Genomic DNA, 24,080 nt, shown 5'->3' with positions numbered 1-24,080 from the left:
GGTCAGGGTACCTGTCTGCAGGCGCGCGCGCCAGTCCCCCGAGGGAGCGTCATACGCCGCGTTGCGGGCGGGCGATGATCCGCCAGTCGTGGCCGACGGCGCGGATGTCGTCGATCAGCAACGGGCGCTGCTGAGCCATGCGCTCGAGCCCGGGGATGGCGAACAGCGGGCGCGCCTCGCCGCCCAGCAGCGTGGGGGCGACGAACAGCTGCATCTCGTCGATCAGCTCGGCGTCGAGCATCGCCCCGGCGAGCGTCGCCCCGGTCTCCAGCAGGACCTCGTTGCACGCCTCGTGGACGGCCAGATGATCGAGCAGCGCCGCCAGGTCGACGCGCCCGTCACGCCCGCTGGGCATGATCAGTACCTCGGCGCCGGCCGCTTCCAGCGCGGCGCGGCGCTCGGCGTCCTGGCTGCAGGCGACGATCAGCGTACGCCCCGGCTCGCTCAGGCAGGCCGCCGCCAGCGGCAGCCGCAGCCGCGTGTCGACGATCACCCGCAGCGGCTGGCGGGCAGCGATCGTCCCGCCCTGCTCGCCCTCGATGCCCAATTGATCGGCACGCACGGTGAGCCGCGAGTTGTCGAAGATCGCCGATTCGACGCCGGTCATCACCGCGCTCGAGCGTGCGCGCAGGCGCTGCACCTCGCGCCGCGCCGCGGGACCGGTGATCCACTGCGATTCACCGCTGGCCATCGCGGTGCGCGCATCGAGACTCATCGCCATCTTCAGTCGCACGAACGGCCGGCCGCGACTCATCCGCGCTATGAACCCCGGGTTCAGCGCCCGTGCCTCGCTTTCCAGCAGCCCCAGCTCGACCGCCACGCCGGCCTCGCGCAGCAGCGTCAGGCCGCGCCCACTCACCTCGGGGTTGGGATCGCTCATTGCCGCCACGACCCTGGCCACGCCGGCCTCGATCAGCGCCTCGGCGCAGGGCCCGGTGCGGCCGTGGTGCGCACAGGGCTCCAGGGTCACGTAGGCAGTCGCCCCGCGCGCCGCCTCGCCGGCCGCACGCAGCGCGTGGATCTCGGCATGCGGCTCGCCGGCGCGCACGTGCCAGCCTTCACCGACGATGCGCCCGCCCTTGACCAGCACGCAGCCGACGCGCGGATTGGGATCGGTGGTGTAAAGACCGCGCCGCGCCAGCTTGAGCGCGCGGGCCATGCAGGATTCGGGAGTCGTCTTGGGCATGTCATTCCCTGAAGAGTGAACATCAACGCCTCGGAGCACGCCGCGCCGATAAGCAGGTGCTCAGTGCTCTTCCTCGTTGGGCGAGAAATTGGGCTCCTGGGCCAGACGGTCGATCTCGGCACGAAACTCGTCGATGTCCTGGAAGCGCCGGTAGACCGAGGCGAAGCGAATGTAGGCGACCTGATCGAGACGCTTCAAGGCGCGCATCACCTCCTCACCGATCTCGCCGGCCTCGATTTCGCGCTCGCCGCGGGCGCGCAGGCGCTGGCGAATGCGTTCGACGGCGGCCTCGGTGGACTCGGCGCTCACCGGGCGTTTCTCCAGCGCGCGCAGCATGCCGTCGCGCAGCTTGCGTTCGTCGAACGATTCCCGCGAGCCATCGGCCTTGATCACCCGCGGCATGACCAGTTCGGCGGTCTCGTAGGTGGTGAAACGCTCACCGCAACCGGCGCACTGACGACGCCGTCGCACCTGATCGCCCTCGGCGACCAGCCGCGAGTCGGTGACCTTGGTGTCGTTCTTACCGCAAAAGGGACAATGCATCGCTCGACATCCGCCATGGACCAATCCTGATAGTGTAACGGGAATGGGCCGTCGCGCGGAAATCGCCGACGCCGCTGCCCGAGCATGCCGTCAGCCGGCCGTCCCGACATCATACACACGGCGGCCATTGACGAAGGTCTGGCACGGCGTGAGCGCGGCGTCGACGAGCGTCACATCGGCGTCGTGGCCGACTGCCAGTCGCCCCTTGCGATGCTGCAGCCCGAGCACCTGCGCGACGTGCCCGGAAATCAGTCCGAGCGCCCGCTCCAGCGGCAGCACGCCCTCTTGCACCAAGCGCCGCCAGGCGGCGATCAGGGCGGTGTTTCGCGCCACCCGCATGCCCAGATAGCGTCCCGCAGCGTCGAACTCCGGCAGGCTGCCGTTGCAGTCGGAACTCAACGTGATGCGCGCCAGCGGGACGCCGCGCTCGAGCAGCCGGCAGACCGCGTCGAAGCCATCGAGCCCCGCCTCTCCTGGGTCCTCGAAGGCCGTCACGTCGACGTTCGCGCCAAAGCGCAGGGCGTAGTCCGCGGCCTCCTCGAGCAGCGCCCGGCGACGATTGACGTGGGTGGGGATCACCTGCTCGGCGGGTATCTCGGTTTCGCTCAGCAGCCGTCGCAGCGGCTCCAGCCCGCGCTCGCCGTCGCCGACATGGAAGTGGCAGATGCCGCGCTTGCCGGCCAGCATCGCCCCCACCCGGACGTCGCTCACCAGCCGCTCGATCTCGTGCTGACGCGGCTGGCTCGAGCGGTGGTCGGAAATCGCCAGTTCGCCCAGGCCGAGCACCTCGGGGATCCACGCCAGGTCGCGCTGCAGGTCGCCGGTCAGGGTCGGCGGCGGCACCCGATAGGCGCCGGTATACAGGTAGGCCGCGATGCCCTCGGCGCGCAGCCCGCGAACCTTGGCCAGCAGATCCGCCGGCGAGCGGCTGACGCTGTCGGTGCCCAGCACGCCGACCACGGTGCCGATGCCCATCGCGGCGATCTCGAGCGCGGTAATCTCCGGGCAACGGGTGGCGCAGCCGCCCTCCCCGCCACCACCGGTGACGTGGACGTGCTGGTCGATGAATGCCGGCACCGCGGTCAGTTCGGGCGCCTCCACGATCCGCAGCGGCCAGCCGGACGGGACCTCGAGGGGGGCTCCGATCGCGGCGATGCGACCGCCGGCGATCAGGATGTCGCCGGCGCCGAGCGGCTCGGGGGCGTAGATATGACCGACGCGGATCAGCGTCAGCAGCGCCGCGCTTTCCTCGACCTCTAGCGCCATGGGCACTCCTCCGTTCGTGTCAGCCATGATCGGTGGTCCCTCGCGGCCGATCACAAGCCCTCGGCCACGGCGCCGAACCGGCGCCCCTTGAGTCGCGCGATGACGCTGTCGATGTCGTCGATCAACAGGACCAACAGGTCGCCCTGATCGGCCTCGGCGAAGGCCGCATCGATGGCCTGGTTCTCGTCCATGATCAGCGCGACGCGACAGACATGGTCGCCGCGCCCGGCGTGGCCAGCGGCGGCCGGCGATTCGGCGCCACGCCCCAGCAGCGCGGCGGTTTCGCCGGCGGCGCGCCCACGCGGATCGGTTTCGTAGATATAGAGCGCATCGTGCATCCTGGCGAGCTGCTCGCCCAGCGCCACGAGATCCTCGTCACGGCGGTTGCCCGGCGCGCTGGCCACGCCGATGCGTCGCCGCGCGGGCAGCCGGCAGATCAGTTCGTCGAGGGCGATGAGCGCCGCGACGTTGTGGCCGTAGTCGACCAGCACCTGGACCCCGTCGGCCATGATCAGGTTGGTGCGTCCGGGGTTCTGGCCATGCGAGGGGTGGAAGGTACGCAGGCCGCGCTGGATGTCGGCGATGCCCAGTCCCAGCGCATGGGCGGCGGCGGCGGCGGCCAGCGCGTTGGCGACGTTGAAGCGGGCATGGCCCTCGAAGGCGATGGGCACGTCAAGGACCGGAACGATCTCGGCCTCGACGTGCCCCTGGCGCATCACGATGCAGCCGTTGACCACGGTGAAGGCCACGCCGTGCTCGCGGACGTGACGCCGCACCGCCCGGGAGTCGGAATCCAGGGTGAAGAAGATACTCTCGCCCCGCACCCACTCCTGGGCCGCCAGCGTCCGGGGATCGTCGGCATTGAGCACGGCCTTTCCGCCCTCGCGCACCGCATCGATGACCACCGTCTTGCAGCGCGCCAGGTCGTCGAGGCTATGGATGTCGCTTTCGCCGAGATGATCGCTGGCGATGTTCAGCAGCACCCCCACGTCGCAGGCGTCGAAGCCCAGCCCGCGGCGCATGATCCCGCCACGCGCCACCTCGAGTACCGCGTACTCGACGGTCGGTTCGCGCAGCACGATGGCCGCCGCCTGGGGGCCACTGTAATCGCCGCGCAGGATTACGTGGTTGTCGATTTCGATGCCGCCGGTGCAGGCCATGCCCACCTTGCGCCCGGCCTGGCGCAGCAGGTGGGCAAGCAGCCTGACCGTGGTGGTCTTGCCGTTGGTGCCGGTGACCGCGACGATCGGGATGCGCCCGTCGTCGCCCTCGGCGAACAACATATCCACCACGTGGCGGCCGACCTCGCGGCCCTCGCCATGGGTCGGCGACAGGTGCATGCGAAACCCCGGCCCGGCGTTGACCTCGACCACCGCCGCGGCCTGTTCCTCCAGCGGGCGGCTCAGGGTCTCGGCCACCAGGTCGATGCCGATGATGTCGAGCCCCACCAACCGTGCGATGCGCTCCGCCAGGTAGCGGACTCCCGGGTGGACCTCGTCGGTCACGTCGGTGGCCGTGCCGCCGGTGCTCAGGTTGGCGGTGGCCTTGAGGTAGACGATCTCGCCGCTGGCGACCACGCTCTGCGGGGTCAGGTTCTGCTGCTCGATCAAGCGCTGCGACTGGGCGTCCAGCTCGATCCGGGTGAGCAGGTTCTCGTGGCCCAGGCCGCGCCGGGGATCGCGATTCTCGGTCTCAACCAGCGCTTGCAGGGTGGAGACGCCGTCGCCGACGACATGCGCCGGACGCCGCCGCGCCGCGGCGACGAGGGTGCCGTCGATCACCAGCAGGCGGTGGTCGTCGCCACGGATGTACTGCTCGACGATCACCGACGGGTGCTGCCGGGCCGCGGTCTCGAAAGCCTCGCGCAGGTCGTGACCATCGTGGATGTCGGTGCTCACGCCGCGGCCGTGATTGCCCGCCAGCGGCTTCACCGCGAGCGGATAGCCCAGGTTTCGCGCCGCCTCGAGCGCCGCCTCGTACGAATCGCACACCCAGCCGCGCGGCACCGGAATCCCCGCATCGTCGAGCAGTTGCTTGGTCCAGTGCTTGTCGTCGGCGATGCTGTAGCCGAGCAACCCGGTACGCCCCGTCACGGTCGCCTGGATGCGCTGCTGACGATGGCCGTGGCCGAGCTGCACATAGCTGCTGTCCTCGCTCAGCCGCGTCCAGGGGATGCCGCGCTGGCTTGCCGCAGCGACGATCGAGGCGGTGGACGGCCCCAGCATGTGCGCGTCGCGGACCGTCTTGAGCCGTGCAATGATCATTGGCATGTCGATCGCCCGACCGTCGAACAGACGCTCGACGAAGTCCACCGCCTCGACGCCGGCCGCCAGCCCGCAGGCCTCGTCCCGGTAACGATAGATGACGTTGTAGATGCCCGTCTCATAGGTATCCAGCGTCTTGCCGTAGCCCACCGAGAAGCCGATCAGGTTCTGCAGTTCGATCGCCACGTGCTCGACGACGTGCCCGGCCCAGGTGCCGCGGGCCAGCCGCTCCAGGAAGCCGCCGCGGCGACCGATCGAACAGCGATGCTCCGCGAGGGTGGGCATCTGCTCGGTGAGACGCGCGACGACGTCGGGCATGGTGTCGCTCGGCCGCTGTTCGAGTTCGCCGATGTCCAGGCGCATGAAGATCGCCAGGTAGCGGCTGTAGTAGTTCGGCCCGCGCAGGGCGCGATGTTCGAGAATGTTCATCGACTCTCCGCGAGGCAGGCCCGTAGCGCCTCGCTGGCGAGATAGCGTCGCGCCTCGACGTCGAAGCCGTTGCCGCTGATCAGCGCATGCAGGATCATGTTCTCGATCGCCACCGGCGCGCCCATCTCCAGCTCGGCGATGTTCGAACTGGCCAGGTCGCGGCTGTCGATGATGATCACGTGGCCCGGGCCGATCGCCTCGAGCACGCCGTGAGGATGAATGACCACCCCGGCGTCCTCGCTGAGGCCGACCCCGAGCTGTTGCGGATTGGCCGCCCCGACCTCCATCAGCCGCGTGAAGCGGCCGCGCTTGAGGAAATGGCTGTCGATGATCAATCCCTCGACCAGCCCGAGCCCCGAGGTCATGTTGACCGCGCCCTTGCGCAGGGCATCCTCGGCGGTGCTGTTGTAGATCATGGTGCTCGGCAGCGCCGCCGCCCCCGCGCTGGTGCCGGCCACCACCGCGCCGGCCCGCAAGCGGGCGCGGATTGTCTTGAGCGCCGGCGAGCCGCCCATCACGTGGGTCAATCGCAGCTGATCGCCGCCGGTGAAGAAGATCACCCCGCTGCGCTCGATCAGCCGCACGATCTCGCCATCGGCCGCCTGGCGGCGACCCTCCATCGCCAGCGTGTGGACCTGACTCGCGCCCAGCCGCTCGAAGGCGGCTTGATAGATAGGCAGGATCTGCCCGGGGATCGAGCTCGCGGTGGCGATCACCGCAACCTCCGCGTTGCCCGCCGGGGCGCGGGAAAAGACCTGGTTGAGGACCGCCAGATCGGAGGTCCGGTCCTCGGCACCGCCGATGGCGATCAGCGGACCGCGAGTTGCGAGAGCGTGGGGCACGAGAGAGGATGCTGCCATTAGCCTTTCGCCGCCGAGCGACGCTTTTGAAAACGCATGGAACCAACTCGGCTATTCCCGTCGCGGCTCGCCAGGCGGGGAACGTCCGATTACTGCCAGTCTAGCTGCCCATGCGGATCAGGCAGGCACAATATGGCAAGCGGCGTGGATTCGCCGCGCGCGGCTCAGCCCAGGCGTACCTTCAAGGCCTGGCAGAAAGCAGCCCAGGCGTCGCGCATCGCCGGCAAACGGGCGTGCGCATGCAGCGCGCCGTGGACCATGCCCGCCGCACAGAAGTAGTCGATTTCGGCGCCGCTGGCGCGCCAGTCGGCGATCGCCGCCTCGAAGGGCCGTGTCAACGGATCGCGCTCGACCGCCAGGGCGACGATCTGCGGCGCCGGCGCCCGCGCTTCGCACAGTTTGGAAACGCTGCGGGCGACCTGCCGCCAACTGGCAAGGACATCCTCGCGAGTGAGTAGCGGTGCATCCGCTCCCAGGGTCTCCAGGCTGGGCGTGCCTACCGGTGGGTAGACAAGTCCCAGCGGCGGCTGCCAGTCGAGCCGCCGGGCCAGGTCCAGACCCAGCCTGGCCCCGGCGCTGTCGCCGATGAGCGCGACCGGACGGGCCAGTTCGGCGACCGCGTGACAGTCGTCGATGGCCTGGCTGTAGTCGGCCTCGGGGGCTAACCGATAGTCGACGCTGATCACCTCGCGCTGGAGGCGCACCGCGAGATCCGCGGCAATGCCATGATGGCTCTTCGCCGAGCCCAGGCTCCAGCCGCCACCGTGGATGTAGAGAATGCATTCATTGCCACGGGCATCGGTCGCGGTGCCGTCATTGATCCCCGACGGGCGCAGACGGCGCACCCGAACGCCGTCGAGCTCGCTATCCACGACGCTCAGCGAGTCGGGATCCGGCGGGGCGAAGCTTTTGCACAGCGCTTCATAGCGGCGCCGCGCGGTGAGCGTGTCTTCGGCGGCGGTCACCGCCTGCATGCCGCGCTCGAAACGCCGAATGAAATCGTCCACGCCGATGTCGGCGGTGTTGTCCGCGTCGCTGGCTGACATGCTGCCTCCTGCTCGTCTCGCTCAAGTGGACGCCTCCCGCCGGGGGATGGCGATGCGCCGGCCGGCCAGCGCCGGCCAAGCGCCGCTCACGCAGTGCGGCAAGGCGGCGATGTGCGCCGTCACCGGTTCGGGAAACGGTCCCGGCCGGCCGCTGTCGGTGGCGATGCCCATCAGCATCTGCTCGCTGGTCGCCAGGCATTCGCCCGCCTCGTCGCGCATGCTGAAGAATGCATGCAGGCGCTTGGCGTCACGGTCGAGCAATATCACCTCGACCGTCAATGGCTGATCGCGGTGCGCCTCGCGCCGATAGCTCAGATGGATCTCCAACGTATACAGAGTATAGGCGTGGCGCGCGCGCCCGGCGGCGTCGAGGTCGATCGCCGCCATCAGCGCATCCACCGCCTGCGAGAACACCAGCGCGTAGGCGGCATCGTTCATGTGGCCGTTATAGTCGACCCAGCCGGCCGCCACCGTGGTGGCCAGGATGCGCTGAGCGACAGGACCTGGATTCGCTTCGCTCATGACCGTCTCCGTCATATATGACCCTTGAGCCCCTCGGCCTCGGGCCAGTACTCCTCGACCAGCGCCAGCAGGCGCACCAGGAATTCGTCGCGGCGCGCCTCCAGTTCGGCGACCGAGCGGCCGGCGGCCTGCTGCTCGCAGCCGGCCGCCACCTTGGCGATCAACTCGTCGGTGAGTTCCGGCGCCTCGAGCTTGGTCCACGGCAGTTTCAGCGCTGGACCGAACTGCGCGAGCATGTGGCGCATGCCGCCATCGCCGCCGGCCAGATGGAAGGTCAGGAAGGTGCCCATCAGCGACCAGCGCAGCCCGCAACCGTAGACCACCGCGGCATCGATCTCCTCGGTGGTGGCCACGCCGTCGTTGACCAGGTGCAGCGCCTCGCGCCACAGCGCTTCCATCAGCCGGTCGGCGATATGCCCCTCGATCTCGCGGCGCACCACCAGCGGGCGCATCGCCAGCTGCTGATACAGTGCCCGGGCGCGCTCGGTCTGGCCGTGGGTGGTGGCCTCGCCGCCCACCAGCTCGACCAGCGGCAGCAGGTAGACCGGGTTGAACGGATGGGCGACGATTACCCGGCCGGGAGCCTTCGCGCAATCCTGTTGAAGATCGCTGGGCTTGAAGCCCGAGGTCGACGAGCCGATCAGCGTCTGCGGATCGGCGGCGGCATCGAGCTTGGCGAGAATCTGGCGCTTGAGCTCGAGCCGCTCGGGGACGTTCTCCTGAACCAGATCGGCGTCGGCCACGGCGGTCTCGAGGCTATCGACGAAGGTCAGTCGCCCCGGATCGGCGCCCTCGGCCAGGCCCAGGCGCTCGAGCGACGGCCAGGCCTGCTTCACCGCGCTGCGGGTGCGGGCCTCGGCGCCGGGCGCCGGATCGCAGGCGACCACGTCCCAGCCGCGGCCCAGCGCGCGGGCGATCCAACCGTTGCCGATCACCCCGGTACCGATCACGGCGAGTCGCTTCGTCGGGGGTTGCTGGCTCATGCGTCACCTCCGGCAGTCTGGCCGGTGTGCGGCTCGCGCAGCGCCAGGTGGGCGCGGGTCTCGGCAGGAGTCATCACCCGCGCGCCGAGATTTTCGATGAGTCCGGCGGCCTTCTCGACCAGCTCGCCATTGCGCGCCAGCACGCCCTTTTTCAGATACAGATTGTCTTCCAGGCCGACCCGCGCATGACCGCCGAGCAGGGCCGCCTGGGCGACCATCGGCATCTGCGCGCGGCCGATGCCGAAGGCCGCCCAGATGGCGTTCGCCGGCAGCTTGTTGCGCATCGCCAGCATGGTCTCGGTGTCGGCCTCGGCGCCCCAGGGAATGCCCAGGCACAGCTGGTAGAGCGGGTCGCCGTCGATCAGCCCCTCCTGCTGCAGCTGGCGGGCGAACCACACATGGCCCAGGTCGAAGCACTCGAGTTCCGGCTTGACCCCCGCGGCCTGCACCAGCCGGGCGTGTTCGCGCAGCCAGTCGGCGCTGTTGATATAGACCGAGTCGCCGAAGTTGAGACTGCCGCAGTCCAGGGTGCACAGCTCGGGCAGCAGCTCGCCGACCGGCGCGTGACGCTCGGCCGGGGTCTGGATGTCGCTGCCCGGGCCGCCGCGATAAGGATCGTCGGTATCCGGCACCCAGTCGCCGCCGCCGCCGGCGGTGATGTTCATGACGATATCGGTGTCGGCTTCACGCACCCGCTCCATCACTTCGCGAAAGTGATCCTGCGAGTGGCTGATGCCGCCGGTCTCGGGATCGCGGACGTGAATATGCGCCACGCTGGCGCCGGCCTTGGCGGCCTCGATGCAGTTGTCGGCGATCTGCCTGGGGGTGACCGGCACGTTGGGGTTCCTGGCGGTGGTGTCGCCGGCCCCGGTGACCGCACAGGTAAGAATGATCCTGGATTGCATGACTATCCTCCACGTGACGTTGTGCACAGTGTCGTCGCTGAGCGCCGTCATCATTTGACGAAAAGCGACACACGCTGCGCATAACGCGCCGAAGCGGGCAGCGAGCATGGCCTCTTATCGCGAAGATCGCCACTTCCACGCCCCGGCCTTGAGAGTTTGTGGAGAGAAGAGTTTGTGGAGAGAAGAGTTTGTGGAGAGAAGAGTTTTGGTGAAAAGGTTAGTGCGATTGAGAGCTTTTGCAGCGGAGAGCTTCTGCAGCGAAAAGTCAGTCAGCGAAAGTCACACGCGCCGTGCCAGCCACCAGCCACCAGCCATGGCAACGAGCATCGCCGTCAGCGGTACGCTCAGATCGGCGATCGATGCTACCGCCGGCCCGGGGCAGTAGCCGGAAAGCCCCCAGCCAATCCCGAACAACGCCGCCCCGCCGAGCAACCGCGCGTCCAGGTCGCGCCGGGTAGGCAACGCGAAGCGTGAGCCCAGCCAGGGTGTGCCGCGCTTCCAGACCAGCCGATAGCCTATGAACGTCGTCACGACCGCGCCGCCGAGCACGAAGATCAGCGTCGGATCCCAGTCGCCGGCAATATCGAGAAAGCCGATCACCCGCGCCGGGTCGGTCATGCCGCCGATCGCCAGCCCCAGTCCGAACAACAGTCCAGCCAGGTATCCCATCAGCGTCTTCATTGCGCCCCTTCGACGATATGCTGCATCACATACACCGTGGCCATTGCCATGGCCACGAATATCAGGGTTGCCACCAGCGAACGCAGCGACAGTCGCGCCATGCCGCATACCCCATGCCCACTGGTACAGCCGCTGCCAAGTCCGGTTCCCAGCCCCACCAGCAGGCCGGCGACGAGCATCGTCCCCACCCCGCCAACGGGTGCACCGATTACCTCCCCCGGCGAGTCGGCGACATTGCCCAGGCCGCCGCCGGTCAGCATCAGCAGCAGCGGACCGCTGATCAGGCCGAGCAGAAACGTCAGTCGCCAGGCGCTGTCGCCGTCGGGCCGCTCCCACAAAAGCCCCGAGAGAATCCCGCTGATACCGGCGATCCGGCCCAGCGCAGCCATCAGCCATACCGCCGAGAGGCCGATCAGCACCCCGCCGATCAGGCCCTGCAGGCTCGTCATCATGTCCAAGTCGCGTCCCTCCGTGCATCCTCTCAGAAATGGTTGATTCAGAAGTGGTTGATGGGCACCTTGAGATACACCTGCCCGTTGTCCTCGGCCGGCGGGAAGTGGCCGGCACACATATTGACCTGTACCGACGGCAGGATCAGCCGCGGCATGCCCAGGCTGGCGTCGCGATCGCGGCGCAGGGTGACGAATTCCTCCTCGCCCACACCGTCGTGCACGTGCACGTTATCGCGACGCTGCTCGGCCACCGTGGTCTGGTGTGCGTAACTGTCTCGCCCCGGCGCCTTGTAGTCGTGGCAGAGGAACAGCCGCGTCTCGCCGGGCAGCGCCAGCACCTTGTGGATCGAGCGGTACAGGGTGCGCGCATCGCCGCCGGGAAAGTCACAGCGCGCGGTGCCGTAATCGGGCATGAACAAAGTATCACCGACGAAGGCGGCATCGCCGATCACGTAGGTCAGACAGGCCGGCGTATGGCCGGGCGTGTGCAGCACCCGCCCCTGAAGATTGCCGATGGCGAAGGTATCGCCCTCCTCGAACAGCCGGTCGAACTGGCTGCCGTCGCGGGCGAATTCGCTCCCGGCATTGAAGGCCTTGCCAAAGACCTCCTGTACCTCGGTGATACGTGCACCGATGCCCGTCTTGCCGCCCAGCTTGTCGTGCAGGTAGGGCGCCGCGGAAAGATGGTCGGCGTGAACGTGAGTCTCGAGAATCCACTCCACCGCGAGGCCGTTGTCACGCACAAAGGCGATGATCTCGTCGGCGGAGCGCACATCGGTGCGACCCGCGGCGTAATCGAAGTCGAGCACCGAATCGAGGATTGCGCAGGCCCGGCTGTCGGGATCGCGAATCACATAGCTGAAAGTGTTGGTGGGCTCGTCGAAGAAGTGGCTGACAACGGGATTGCGCATGGATGATTCCTCGTTATGCGATTGAGCGGCAATCAGCATAGCGCAATTTATCGCTATATCATTATTCTTTTTTGATCTATATCACGATCGAGGCTATTCACCCTCATTATTGTCGAGCGCGAGCGCCCGCCACTATCTGCCGCGCGCCGTTCAGCCTGCCTCGTACTCGGCCTTGCGTCGCGAGAAGATCTCGACGAAGGATTCCATGACCTCGGCATCGTAGGGCTGTAGCCCGCTGACGACCAGTTTCTTGGCACCGGTGCCCAGCGGCTGGCCGCCGGCACGCATGCGAAAGGCCAGGCGTGCTTCGCCCCGCTTGCCCTGAATGTCGAAGCGGGCACCGTCGAAGGCCACCTCGAGCCCGTCGCCGGGCAGCGCATCGAGCTGAAAGCCCATGCTGTCGTAGATCACCAGTGGCCGCTGGGGATTGAACATGACCCCGTTGTCTTCCATGAGCGGCTTGAGGTAATGCGGGAAGTTACGTCCCGAGAAGGCGATATAGCGCCGCGTGAAGCGCTCGATAACCGCCGGGTCGTGGGTGGTCTCGCCGCTGCGCTCGACGTACAGGTATTGCTTGCCGGCATCGTCGACGACGCTCAGCCCGCCCTCGTCGTCCACGGCAAACCTGAGCGGTACGTCGTCGCCGACCATGCCGCGAAAATGGAAGGTCATGCGCTGAGCCAGGCCATGTTTCACCAGGGCCAGGGCAAACAGCAGATCGCCGGGCACACAGAAGCGCCGGGCATCGGGGTCATGAATGGGATTGTGATCGCCAGCCATGCGCTTGGCGAAGCGGCTGGCCTGCTGCGCATCGATACGCAGCCAGCCATCGGCTTCGGTGTAGAACTCGTCGAGAAACATGCCAGTCCTGGTACCTGGATAAACACTTGCATGAACGAAAGCACCGGCAAACGGATAGTTGGCTAGCTGGCTAGTTGGATAGTTGTTATAGAGCGCCGGAGCGGTACGGGTAGCTGCGTTCTACCATCCAACGCGCACGCTGACCAGCTCCAACCGCATCGCCACGAATCGGGTTGCGCGATCGTTGTCGTCGGTCAATCTGCGTCCAGTTCCGGATAGTGACGGAACACGCCGCTTTCATTGAATGGCAGGCGCCGCGACGATGCCAGATAGGCGGCGATGCTGGGCCGCTCGGCGACGCGCCGGGCCAGTTCGCTGACGCGCGCAAAGGCCTCTTCATGCCTGGCCATGGCGCGCGGGAAGGCATAGCGCAAGCCGCTCACCACCTGGAACAGCGACAGGTCGACGTAACTGTGAGCGACGCCGACCAGACACGCCTCGCTCTCGGGGTTGAGTTCGAGCACCTGCTCGAAGTAGCCGAGAAACTTGGGCAGGCGTTCGTCGAGGAAGAGCGCCGCGCGCTGCCTAGCCTCGGCCTGCTGATCCTCGTAATACAGGCTCGCGCCGAGCGGATGATGCACGTCGTGAATCTCGGCGACGAAATCGGTCAGCGTCAGTTGCAGGCCGTGCGCCCACAGCCGGCTCTGCTCATCGTCGGGAACCAGCGCAAGCCGCGGGCCGAGAAACTGCAGGATGTTCGCGACATGCGAAACGACGGTTTCGCCGGCCTTGAGGAACGGCGGTGCGAATGGCGGCCTGACGGTCGCCTGTCCCTCCAGATAGTAGGAGATCTCGGTAATCCCGGCGTCCGCCTGGTTGCCGACATCCTCGTAATCGGCGCCGGCGTCTTCCAGCGCCAGGCGCACGAATTCGCCGCGCCCCTGGATGGTTGGCCAGTAATAGAGTTCGTAACGCATCGACCTTTCTCCTTGCTGCCGCTTTCGACATCCTTCGCTGCTGGCTTTCAAGGTAGACGATTGAACGCGGCGATCCATCACGACCGCCGAACGGTTATCGACAAGCGTCGCGTCGATGACGCGAGCGCTTGAGTCGGGCGGCGTTTAGCGCGGCGGTCGCAGCATGATCACCCCCAGCGGCGGCAGCGTCAGCGAGATACTGGCGGTCTGCCCGTGCAGCGGTGTATCGAGGGCCTGGATCTGCCCCATGTTGCCCAGGTTGGACCCGCCGTAGCGCTGCGCATCGCTGTTGAAGATCTCTTCCCAGTGGCCCATGGTCGGCACGCCGAGCCGATAGTCGTAACGCGGCACCGGCGTCATGTTGGCGACCACCAGCAGCGGCTCGCCGACCCGATTCCAGCGCAGCCAGGCGAAGACGCTGTTGGTGCTGTCGTCGCCGACCACCCAGGCAAAACCTTCCGGTTCCGCATCGCGCTGATGCAGCGAGGTCTCTTGCTGATAGAGCCGGTTGAGATCGCCGACCAGACGCTGGACGCCGGCATGCTGCTCCTCGCCGAGCAGCGACCAGTCGAGCTCGCGATCGTGGCTCCATTCGCGCCACTGGCCGAACTCGCAGCCCATGAACAGAAGCTTCTTGCCGGGTTGGGTCCACATCGTCGCCAGATAGGCGCGCAGGTTGGCGAACTTCTGCCACTCGTCGCCGGGCATCTTGTTGATCAGCGAGCCCTTGCCGTGCACCACCTCGTCGTGGGAGATGGGCAGAACGTACTTCTCGGAGAACGCGTAGACCATCGGGAAGGTCAGCTCGTGATGGGCGTACGAGCGATACAGCGGGTCCTTGGCGATGTACTCCAGGGTGTCGTGCATCCAGCCCATGTTCCACTTGTAGGCGAAGCCCAGGCCGCCGTCGCGGGTCGGCTGGGTGACCCCCGGCCAGGCGGTGGACTCCTCGGCGATCACCACCGCACCGGGCACCTCCTCGGCGACCACGTCGTTCAAGTGCCGCAGGAAATCGATCGCCTCGAGATTCTCCTGACCGCCGTACTGGTTGGGAATCCATTCGCCCTCGTTGCGCGAGTAGTTGCGATACAGCATCGAGGCCACGGCATCGACGCGTAGCGCATCGACGTGAAAGTGGCGCAGCCAGTAGAGCGCCGAGGCCAGCATGAAACCGTGCACCTCGCGCCGCCCCAGGTTGTAGATGTAGGTGTTCCAGTCCTGGTGAAAGCCCTCAAAGGGGTGCTCGTACTCGTAGAGCGCGGTGCCGTCGAAGCGCGCCAGGCCATGCGGGTCGGTGGGAAAGTGCGCCGGCACCCAATCGAGGATCACGCCCAGGCCGGCGGCGTGGCAGGCATCGACGAAGTAGGCGAAGTCCTTGGGCTTGCCGAAGCGTCCGCTGGGCGCGAACTGACTCAATGGCTGGTAGCCCCAGGAACCGCCGAACGGGTGCTCCATGATCGGCAGCAGTTCGACATGCGTGAAGCCCATTTCGAGCACGTAGGGGATCAGGTGATCGGCCAGGTCGTGCCAGCTGTAGGTGACGCCGTCGTGTCCGCCGTGCTTGCGCCACGAGGCGGCATGCACTTCATAGGCGGAAACTGGCTGGCCGGGCGCCTGCTGCTCGCCACGCTGGGCGATCCACTCGGCGTCGTGCCAGACGAACGGCGTGGTGTCGGCGACCACCGAGGCCGTGTGCGGCGGCGTCTGGGTGGCCAGCGCCACCGGGTCGGCCTTGAGCGCGATGGCGCCATGCGCGTCGAGGATCTCGTACTTGTAGGGCTCGCCCGGCCCCAGCCGGGGCAGGAACAACTCCCAGACCCCGGCGGGATGACGCAGGCGCATCACGTGCCGCCGGCCGTCCCAGGCATTGAAATTCCCCACCACCGAGACGCGCCGGGCATTGGGCGCCCAGACGGCGAAGCGTACGCCGGACACGCCATCCACCTCCAGCGGCTGGGCGCCCAGGCAGTGCCCCAGGTTGCGATGATTGCCTTCGCCGATCAGGTACAAGTCCATCTCACCGAGCAGCAGATTGAACGAGTAAGGGTCCTCGGTCTGCTGCTCGCCGCCCGGCCAGCGGATGTACAGCGTATACGGCGCAACATGCGGCAAGCGGCCCGCGAACAGCCCCGGAATCTGGATAGCGGCCAGACTGCAGCGTCGCTGGTCGGTGTCGCGGTCGAGCACATCCACCCCCAGCGCACCGGGCAGGTAGACGCGCAGCAGGCAGGATTCCGCGTCCTCCGCGCCGCAGGCGTGCACGCCAAGCAGCGCAAAGGGATTGCCGTGCGTGCCACGGGCCAGCGCTTCGGCGTCGTTGGGAGACAACCAGAGCACATCGTCCTTGACGGCGTTGACGTTCAGATCGGTCATGGTGCCCCTCTCATGGACAGTTGGTCGACGATGGCTGCCAGGCCGCGCAGCGGCACGCCCAGCCAGGCGGGGCGATTGGCAGCTTCGTAGGCGATCTCGTAGACCGTCTTTTCCAGCACGAACAGCTCGAGCGCGGCCTCGGCGCCTTGCGGAGAAGCCCAGCGATGCGCAACCTCGGCGCTGCTCTGCCAATAGGCCTCGAGAAAGGCGCGCCGGCTGGCCAGCAGGTAGCGCTCGGCGACCCCGTGGGCCACCTCGATCGCACTTTCGTCGTTCGGCTTGACGGCGGTGGCTTCGTCCATCTTGGCGCCGGCATAGTCGAATGAACGCAGCATGCCGGCGACATCGCGCAGCGGGCTGTCCTTGGCGCGCCGCTCCGCCAGCGTGCGGGCGGGCTCTCCCTCGAAGTCGATGAGGTAGGCATCGTCGTGCGCCACCAGCACCTGACCGAGATGCAGATCGCCATGAATGCGGGTCAGCAGACTGCCCCTGGCCTGTTGCGCCAGCGGCTCGACGGCGGCCAGCAGCGCATCGCGCTCGGCCAGCACCCGATCGGCCAAGGCCTGGTCGGCTTCACCGGCATTGCCCTTATACCGTGCGAGCAGCTCCAGCGCCGTCTCGATCTGCTCGTGGATACGCTGTGTCCAGGCCGACACATGCGTCTCATTGGCCTGCTCCGGGGTGAAGTCGGGATTCTCGCTCGCCATCGCCAGTACCCGGTGCAGCTCGCCCAGGCGCTGTCCCAGGGTCGTGGCGAACTCCTCGAGTTCGTCCAGCGCGCTGTAGCCGCCCTCCTCGCTGCTCGCTTCGCTCTCCTCGCCCACCTCGCGGATTGCCCGCTCGAGCGCGTTGCGCGTCCACGACCAGGCATCGCCCTGATTGGCGATAAAGCCCTGCAACAGCATCAGGGTCTGCGACTCGCCGTCGGCATTGCGACGCGCCACCTCGCCATACAAGGGCGGCACATGCTCGAAACCGTGCCCGCTCAGATAGCGGCCGATCTCGGCCTCGGGATGCAGCCCCGGCTCCAGGCGGCGGAACAGCTTGAGCACCACCTCGTGGCCGATGATCACCGAGCTGTTGGATTGCTCGACGTTGTTGTGGGCCACGTCGACGTCCTCGGGCAGGTCCAGCGCGTCAAGCGCCGGCGTGGGGATGAAGCGGATCTCGCCCTCACCGCAAGGCAGGCTCGCCCCGCTACGCAGCAAGTCGAGAATGCGCAGGGCGAAGGCGTCCAGCCCCAGCGCATCGGTCAGCAGGCCGACATCGCGCCCACGACGCACCCGCGCCAGGGCGAGCTGTTGGGCCATCGCACCACTGCGGTCGTCCTCGCCGAGAAAACCCAGCGGCAGCAGGTAGCGATCGGTCCCCCGGGAATGCTGGACCTCGAGCTCGCTGAGCAGCAGGGTGTGCTGAGCATCCTCGATGCGCACCGCATACAGGATATTCACCCGGTCGATGCGTGACTGCTTGGCAGCAAACCAGCGCCGCTTGGGCAAGTACTTGGGCAGCGCCTCGTTCTCCAGCATGCCCCGCGATGGCGCGTCGAGGATTTCCTCGAGCTGGCGCTTGATGATCAAGGTGACGTAATCCGGCATCGCCTCGGGAGCCGGCACGTGCCACTCGGGCATCGCGGTCTCGGGGGCCAGCAGAAACCAGTAGAAGCCGTAGGGCGACACCGTCAGCAGGTAGGGCAACTTGCCGATCGGCGGGAAGGCGCTGCCGCCGACCATCTCCACCGGCACCTGACCGGCGAAGGCCGACAGGTCGAGCTCCACCGCCTGGGCGTTGCGCGCCACGTTGGCCACGCACAGCAACACCTCGGACTCGCCGTTGTCCAGCACCAGCTCGCGCAGATACGCCAGGATATGCCGATTGCTCGGATACAACGGGCGCATGGTGCCGCGGCTGAACACCCGATGCTGACTGCGTACCGCGAGCAGCCGTCGCATGCTGTTGAGCAGCGAATGCGGATCGCGGGTCTGCGCCTCGACGTTGACCGACTGGAAGCCGTACAGCGGATCCATGATCGCCGGCAGTACCAGCCTGGCCGGATCCGCCCGCGAGAAGCCGCCGTTGCGATCCATCGACCACTGCATCGGCGTGCGTACGCCATCCCGATCGCCCAGGTAGATGTTGTCGCCCATGCCGATCTCGTCGCCGTAATACAGCACCGGGGTGCCCGGCATCGACAGCAGCAGGCTGTTGAGCAGCTCGACGCGGCGCCGGTCACGCTCGAGCAGCGGCGCCAGGCGGCGGCGTATCCCCAAGTTGATGCGCGCGCGGCGGTCGGCGGCGTAATGATTCCAGAGATAGTCGCGCTCCTTGTCGGTGACCATCTCCAGGGTCAGCTCGTCGTGATTGCGCAGGAAGATCGCCCATTGGCAATTGGCGGGAATCTCCGGCGTCTGGCGCAGGATGTCGGTGATCGGGAAGCGATCCTCCTGGGCCAGCGCCATGTACATGCGCGGCATCAGCGGGAAGTGGAACGCCATGTGGCACTCGTCGCCCTCGCCGCTCTCGTTGCCGCCAAAGTAGGGCTGCGTGTCCTCCGGCCACTGGTTGGCCTCGGCCAGCAGCATGCGATCGGGGTAGCGCTCGTCGATCACCGCGCGGATCTTCTTGAGCACGACGTGCGTTTCGGGCAGGTTCTCGTTGTTGGTGCCCTCGCGCTCGACCAGGTAGGGAATCGCGTCCAGGCGCAACCCGTCGACGCCCATGTCCAGCCAGTACGCCATGACCTTGAGCACTTCGTCGAGCACCTGCGGGTTGTCGAAATTCAGATCCGGCTGGTGGGAATAGAAGCGGTGCCAGAAGTAGGCGCCCGCCACCGGGTCCCAGGTCCAGTTGGACGACTCGGTATCGAGAAAGATGATCCGCGTGTCGGGATACTTGGCATCGGTATCCGACCACACGTAGAAATCGCGTTCGGGCGAGCCCGGCGGCGCGCGGCGCGCACGCTGGAACCACTCGTGCTGATCCGAGGTATGGTTGATGACCAGTTCGGTGATCACCCGTAGGCCCCGCTCGTGCGCCTCCTTCATGAAGCGCTGGGCATCCTCGAGGGTGCCGTAATCGGGGCTGACGCCGGTGTACTCGGCAATGTCGTAGCCATCGTCACGACGCGGCGACGGGTAGAACGGCAATATCCAGAGGGTGTTCACACCCAGGCTGACGATGTAATCGAGCTTGTCGATCAGCCCTCGAAAGTCGCCGATGCCGTCATCGTTGGCGTCGAAGAACGACTTGACGTGGACCTGGTAGATGACGGCGTCCTTGTACCACAGCGGGTCCTTGAGAAAATCGATGGCCTCGACGGCGTGCGATTCGCTGCTGGCATCCATCATGGTGCTTTTCTCCTTGTTATCATCAACGCACCGGATGGATGCGCCAGATGGCGAACGGCAAGTTCCACGGCTCCAAGCGCATCGACTGCCACTTGCCATGCCATGTCCAGCGATGGCCGGACATCAAGTCTTCCACGTGCAGCGCCGCCTCGTCGGGCAGCTCGAACTCCCAGAGCGGCAGCTCAAAGGCCCCCTCCTGGGCTTCGAACGGATCGAGATTGATGGCCACCAGCACGAAGTTGCCTAAATCGTCGGTACGCTTGCCGAAAAACAGCAGACGCTCGTTGTGCACCGGGTAGAAAGCGATGCCCAGATGAGTCTGCAGCGCCGGATTCTCGCGGCGAATGCGGTTGAGCTGGGCAATCTCGTAGACGATGTTGCCGGGCGCGGTATAGTCCCGCGGCTTGATCTGATACTTCTCCGAGTCGAGATACTCCTCCTTGCCCGGCACCGGCTCGCCCTCGCACAGCTCGAAGCCGGAGTACATGCCCCACAGTCCCGAACCCAGAGTCGCCAGCGCGGCGCGAATCAGGAATCCGGGACGCCCCGAGGACTGCAGGAAATAGGGATTGATATCCGGTGTATTGACGAAGAAATTGGGCCGGTAGCACTCGCGCATCGGCGATTCGTTGAGCTCGGTCAGATAGTCGGTCAGCTCGGCCTTGGTGTGACGCCAGGTGAAGTAGGTGTAGCTCATGTTGAAGCCGATCTTGCCCAGGCGCTTCATCATCGCCGGCCGGGTGAAGGCCTCGGCGAGGAACAGCACGTCGGGGTCGCGCCCGCGAATGTCGGCAATCAGCCATTCCCAGAACGGCAATGGCTTGGTGTGCGGATTGTCGACGCGAAAGATCTTCACCCCTTCGTCGACCCAGCCCTGCACCACGTCGCGCAGCTTAAGCCATAGCGCCGGAACGGCATCCTCGGCGTAGAAATCGACGTTGACGATGTCCTGGTACTTCTTGGGCGGATTCTCGGCATAACGAATCGAGCCATCGGGTCGCCAGGAAAACCAGCCCGGATGCTGCTCGAGCCACGGATGATCCTGCGAGCACTGGATGGCGAAGTCCAGCGCGATCTCCAGGCCATGCTCGGCGGCCGCCTTGACCAGATGGCGGAAATCCTCGCGGCTGCCGAGTGGAGGATGGATCGCCTCGTGGCCGCCCTCCGGGCTGCCGATGGCATACGGGCTGCCGGGATCGTCGGGGCCGGCCTGAAGCGTGTTGTTGCGGCCCTTGCGGTGGGCGCGACCGATGGGATGGATGGGCGGGAAGTAGAGTACGTCGAAGCCCATGTCGCGAATCATCGGCAAGCGCCTGTGGACATCGTCGAAGGTACCGTGCCGGTTGGGGTCGTCGGTTTCCGAACGCGGAAACAGCTCGTACCAGCTGGCGAACTGGGCCGCCCGGCGTTCGACCTCGAGCGGGTAGCTCGCCTCGCTGCGCGCCAGGTGCGGTCGCGCGTCGGCGGCGTGCATCGATTGCGCGGTCCGCGTGTCGAGCATGACACCGACCCGCTCGCCCTCGCTGCCGCACGCCTGGAAGCGTTCGAGCACGCCGTCAAGCGCCTCGCGCAGCGCCCCTTGTGAGCGCTCGGCGGCCGCCGCCACCAGGCGACGACCCTCCTCGAGCTCGAGCGCGACCGGGACGCCGGCCTGATGCTTCTTGAACAGCTCGTCGCGGTAGGTGGCAAATACATCCCACCACGCCTCGATCACGAAGCTGTGCCGGCCGACACGCGGGGGCGTGAAGCGCGCCTGCCAGATATCCTTGCCCAGCGGCCGGACCAGATGCATCGGTTCGCGTCGGCACTGGCCCTGGTCGTCGCACCAGACCACGGCGGCGGCCAGTACATCGTGGCCATCGGCGAAGATCACCGCGGAGACGTCGACCGGCTCGCCGGCGATCGCCTTGGCGGCGAAACGGCCCAGCTCGAGCGAGGGCGCGACGGATTCGATGGCGATGCGTGGCGCTTGCGCCGCCGCCAAGGCACCGTCGTCTCGCTGGGGTGGCGTAGCGGCCGCACCCGCAGTCCGCTGCGGGATTGAACGCGTGGTCATTGGCGTCTCCTTCCGTCCCTGGGGCGGAGTTGCAGTCTGTGCATTGGACCGCGCGGGCCACTCCGCACGGCCAGGTCGGGTCACGACGTCGCCGAATCCTGGACCAGCTCCAGCAGCGCCAACGAGCGTCCCATCAGGCGATGGCCGTCGCCGAAGGCGCGCCGGCACACGGTGTCGTCGAGACTCATGGCCGTATCCAGCCGGCACATCCAGCCGCTGCCGCGCGGTACTTCGGGTAACTGGAACGTCATCGCCTCGGGGTGCGCGTTGAGCAGCAGCAGCAGTGTCACGTCGGCGCCGGCCCGGCGGATACCGCTGGGCCGAGCGCGCCCGTCGAGCAGCACGCCCAGGCTGCGCGCTTCGGGCTCCTCCCAGTGCTCGACATCCATCTCGTCGCCCTCGGGGGTCAGCCAGGTGACCTCCTTGAGCCCCAGATCCTCATTGTAGTCGCCGCTCAGAAAGCGCCCGCGACGCAGGATCGGATAGCGACGGCGCAGGACGATGACGTGGCGCAGATAGTCGATCATCGACTGGGCATCGCCGCTCAGGTTCCAGTCCAGCCAGCTGATCTCGTTGTCCTGGCAGTAGGCGTTGTTGTTGCCCCCCTGGGTACGCAGCATCTCGTCGCCGGCGAGCATCATCGGCGTGCCCTGGGAGAACATCAGCGTGGCGAAGAAGTTGCGGATCTGACGCAATCGCAGCGCGTGGATATCCGGATCCTCGGTCGGGCCTTCGACGCCATGGTTCCACGACAGATTGTGGTCGTGGCCGTCGTTGTTGTCTTCGCCGTTGGCCTCGTTGTGCTTGTCGTCGTAGGCGACCAGATCATGCAGCGTGTAGCCGTCGTGGGCGGTGATGAAATTGACCGAGGCGAACGGACGCCGCCCGCGGCGATCGAAGAAGTCCGCCGAGGCCATCAGCCGCGTGGCGAGCTCGGCCAGCTGGCCCTCGTCGCCGCGCCAGAAGGCCCGCGCGGTGTCGCGATAGCGATCGTTCCATTCCGCCCAGCCGGGCGGAAACCCGCCGACCTGATAGCCGCCGGGCCCGCAGTCCCAGGGCTCGGCGATCAACTTGACCTGACTGAGGATCGGATCCTGACGGCAGGAATCGAGGAACCCCCCGCCCTCGTCGAAGCCGTGCGGCTCGCGACCGAGGATGGTCGCCAGATCGAAGCGAAAACCGTCGATGCGCATCTCGGTGGCCCAGTAGCGCAGCGAGTCGGTGACCATCTGCAGCACCCGCGAGTGGCTGAGATTGACGGTATTGCCGGTGCCGGTGTCGTCGATGTAATAGCGCGGGTCGTCCGGCATCAGCCGGTAGTAGGTGGCATTGTCGATGCCCTTGAGCGACAGCGTCGGGCCGAGTTCGTTGCCTTCCGCGGTGTGGTTGTAGACCACGTCGAGAATCACCTCGAGATCGGCGTCATGAAAGCGCGCCACCATCTCCTTGACCTCGTTGATGCTGTCGCCGGCCAGATAGCTGGAGTGCGGGGCGAAGAAGCCCAGCGTGTTGTAGCCCCAGTAGTTGCGCAGACCGTTTTCCAGCAGATGCTGGTCCTGGACGAAGGCGTGGATCGGCATCAGTTCCACCGACGACACGCCGAGCGAGCGGATGTGATCGATCACCTCGGTGACCATCAGCCCCGAAAACGTGCCGCGTAGCGCGTCGGGCACCGCCGGATGACGCATGGTGTAACCACGCACATGGGTCTCGTAGACGATCGCCTGGTCCCAGGGCAACTGGATGCGCCGGGAACGCCCCCAGGTATAGGCCGAATCGACGACCCGACAGCGCGGCATAAACGGCGCGCTGTCGCGCGCGTCGAAACTCAGATCGCCATCGGGGTGGCCGATGGTGTAGCCGAACAGCGCCTCGTCCCAGACCAGTTCGCCGACGATCTGCCGGGCATACGGGTCGAGCAGCAGCTTGTTGGGGTTGAAGCGGTGCCCCTCCTCGGGGGCGTAGGGGCCATGCACGCGATAGCCGTAGAGCTGCCCCGGGCGGGCATCCGGCAGGTAACCGTGCCAGATCTCGTCGGTATATTCGGGCAGTTCGATGCGCTCGATCTCATACTCGCCCTCGGCGTCGAACAGGCACAGTTCCACCTTGGTGGCGTTGGCCGAGAACAGCGCGAAGTTGACGCCCAGCCCGTCCCAGGTCGCGCCCAGCGGAAAAGGCAGCCCCTCGCGGACCCGCGAGCGGTTTCTGACCAGCTGCGGCTCGTTGGCGGCGGATTCATCGTTGTGCTGCGGTGCTTCCTGGGTCGTCATTCACATGTCCTTGTCATCGGAGTCGATCTCGATGTCGGGATGCGCATCGCGCCCCGACTCGCGCTCGGCGGCGACGATCTTGCGGGCCATTTCCCAGTGACGCTGCTCCTGCCCTTCGGGGCGTCCCTCCGATTCCCAGATGCGATAGGCCAGTTGGCGTATGCGCAGTTCGTCGTCAGCCATCCTTTAGCTCCCCTTAACAAGCTCT

The 24,080-nt window shown here is 66.7% G+C and carries 19 protein-coding genes; all 19 read right to left on the bottom strand.

Annotated features, from left to right (window positions below; genetic code table 11):
• Positions 1–49: 49 nt before the first annotated feature.
• Positions 50–1,186, bottom strand: coding sequence for a bifunctional diaminohydroxyphosphoribosylaminopyrimidine deaminase/5-amino-6-(5-phosphoribosylamino)uracil reductase RibD (gene ribD / locus K7I12_RS05190; RefSeq protein ID WP_231663329.1), 1,137 nt, complete (start codon positions 1,184–1,186; stop codon positions 50–52).
• A gap of 60 nt (positions 1,187–1,246) precedes the next feature.
• Positions 1,247–1,729, bottom strand: a complete 483-nt coding sequence (nrdR, locus tag K7I12_RS05185) for a transcriptional regulator NrdR (RefSeq protein ID WP_031383326.1) — start codon at positions 1,727–1,729, stop codon at positions 1,247–1,249.
• 90 nt (positions 1,730–1,819) lie between these two features.
• Complete coding sequence (iadA, locus tag K7I12_RS05180; protein ID WP_231663326.1) at positions 1,820–3,022, bottom strand: beta-aspartyl-peptidase; 1,203 nt, start codon at positions 3,020–3,022, stop codon at positions 1,820–1,822.
• 23 nt (positions 3,023–3,045) lie between these two features.
• Positions 3,046–5,688 (bottom strand): cyanophycin synthetase, encoded by a 2,643-nt coding sequence (gene cphA, locus K7I12_RS05175; RefSeq protein ID WP_231663323.1) that lies wholly within the window; start codon positions 5,686–5,688, stop codon positions 3,046–3,048.
• A complete protein-coding gene (locus tag K7I12_RS05170) occupies positions 5,685–6,548 on the bottom strand; it encodes a cyanophycinase (protein WP_231663321.1) in 864 nt (287 codons plus the stop codon). The genes cphA and K7I12_RS05170 overlap by 4 nt, the downstream gene beginning before the upstream one ends.
• 164 nt (positions 6,549–6,712) lie before the next feature.
• Positions 6,713–7,594, bottom strand: coding sequence for an alpha/beta hydrolase fold domain-containing protein (locus K7I12_RS05165; protein WP_231663320.1), 882 nt, complete (start codon positions 7,592–7,594; stop codon positions 6,713–6,715).
• Between the two features lie 21 nt (positions 7,595–7,615).
• Positions 7,616–8,116 carry a thioesterase family protein gene (locus K7I12_RS05160; protein WP_051907398.1) on the bottom strand — a complete coding sequence of 167 codons (501 nt, stop codon included), beginning with the start codon at positions 8,114–8,116 and terminating at the stop codon, positions 7,616–7,618.
• A gap of 11 nt (positions 8,117–8,127) precedes the next feature.
• Positions 8,128–9,099: an L-carnitine dehydrogenase gene (locus K7I12_RS05155; RefSeq protein WP_031383320.1), complete on the bottom strand. Its 972-nt coding sequence runs from the start codon at positions 9,097–9,099 to the stop codon at positions 8,128–8,130.
• Positions 9,096–10,004, bottom strand: a complete 909-nt coding sequence (locus K7I12_RS05150) for a 3-keto-5-aminohexanoate cleavage protein (protein ID WP_031383319.1) — start codon at positions 10,002–10,004, stop codon at positions 9,096–9,098. The genes K7I12_RS05155 and K7I12_RS05150 overlap by 4 nt, the downstream gene beginning before the upstream one ends.
• Before the next feature lie 279 nt (positions 10,005–10,283).
• A complete protein-coding gene (locus K7I12_RS05145) occupies positions 10,284–10,685 on the bottom strand; it encodes a DUF6691 family protein (RefSeq protein ID WP_231663318.1) in 402 nt (133 codons plus the stop codon).
• Positions 10,682–11,143, bottom strand: coding sequence for a YeeE/YedE family protein (locus tag K7I12_RS05140; protein ID WP_422723633.1), 462 nt, complete (start codon positions 11,141–11,143; stop codon positions 10,682–10,684). Before K7I12_RS05140 ends, K7I12_RS05145 begins: the two co-directional genes overlap by 4 nt.
• 38 nt (positions 11,144–11,181) lie before the next feature.
• Positions 11,182–12,048: an MBL fold metallo-hydrolase gene (locus tag K7I12_RS05135; protein ID WP_231663316.1), complete on the bottom strand. Its 867-nt coding sequence runs from the start codon at positions 12,046–12,048 to the stop codon at positions 11,182–11,184.
• Between the two features lie 150 nt (positions 12,049–12,198).
• Complete coding sequence (locus K7I12_RS05130; RefSeq protein WP_231663314.1) at positions 12,199–12,909, bottom strand: DUF3581 family protein; 711 nt, start codon at positions 12,907–12,909, stop codon at positions 12,199–12,201.
• 194 nt (positions 12,910–13,103) lie between these two features.
• The gene (locus tag K7I12_RS05125; RefSeq protein ID WP_231663311.1) at positions 13,104–13,826 is read right to left on the bottom strand and encodes a glutathione S-transferase; all 723 of its coding nucleotides are present in this window, start codon (positions 13,824–13,826) and stop codon (positions 13,104–13,106) included.
• 144 nt (positions 13,827–13,970) lie between these two features.
• Complete coding sequence (gene glgB, locus K7I12_RS05120) at positions 13,971–16,199, bottom strand: 1,4-alpha-glucan branching protein GlgB (RefSeq protein WP_231663309.1); 2,229 nt, start codon at positions 16,197–16,199, stop codon at positions 13,971–13,973.
• Complete coding sequence (treS, locus tag K7I12_RS05115) at positions 16,196–19,546, bottom strand: maltose alpha-D-glucosyltransferase (protein ID WP_231663307.1); 3,351 nt, start codon at positions 19,544–19,546, stop codon at positions 16,196–16,198. Before treS ends, glgB begins: the two co-directional genes overlap by 4 nt.
• A gap of 22 nt (positions 19,547–19,568) precedes the next feature.
• On the bottom strand, positions 19,569–21,602 hold the full coding sequence (locus K7I12_RS05110; protein WP_231663305.1) for an alpha-1,4-glucan--maltose-1-phosphate maltosyltransferase: 2,034 nt from the start codon (positions 21,600–21,602) through the stop codon (positions 19,569–19,571).
• An 80-nt stretch (positions 21,603–21,682) separates the two neighbouring features.
• The gene (glgX, locus tag K7I12_RS05105; RefSeq protein WP_031383310.1) at positions 21,683–23,872 is read right to left on the bottom strand and encodes a glycogen debranching protein GlgX; all 2,190 of its coding nucleotides are present in this window, start codon (positions 23,870–23,872) and stop codon (positions 21,683–21,685) included.
• Positions 23,873–24,055, bottom strand: coding sequence for a DUF2934 domain-containing protein (locus K7I12_RS05100; protein WP_035575192.1), 183 nt, complete (start codon positions 24,053–24,055; stop codon positions 23,873–23,875). It abuts the gene before it with no gap.
• Positions 24,056–24,080: the final 25 nt, after the last annotated feature.

This window comes from Halomonas sp. IOP_31, assembly GCF_021151495.1.
Classification (GTDB): domain Bacteria; phylum Pseudomonadota; class Gammaproteobacteria; order Pseudomonadales; family Halomonadaceae; genus Modicisalibacter; species Modicisalibacter zincidurans.
Note: the sequence above shows the minus strand (reverse complement) of the source record. Positions and strands in the feature narration are given on the sequence as shown.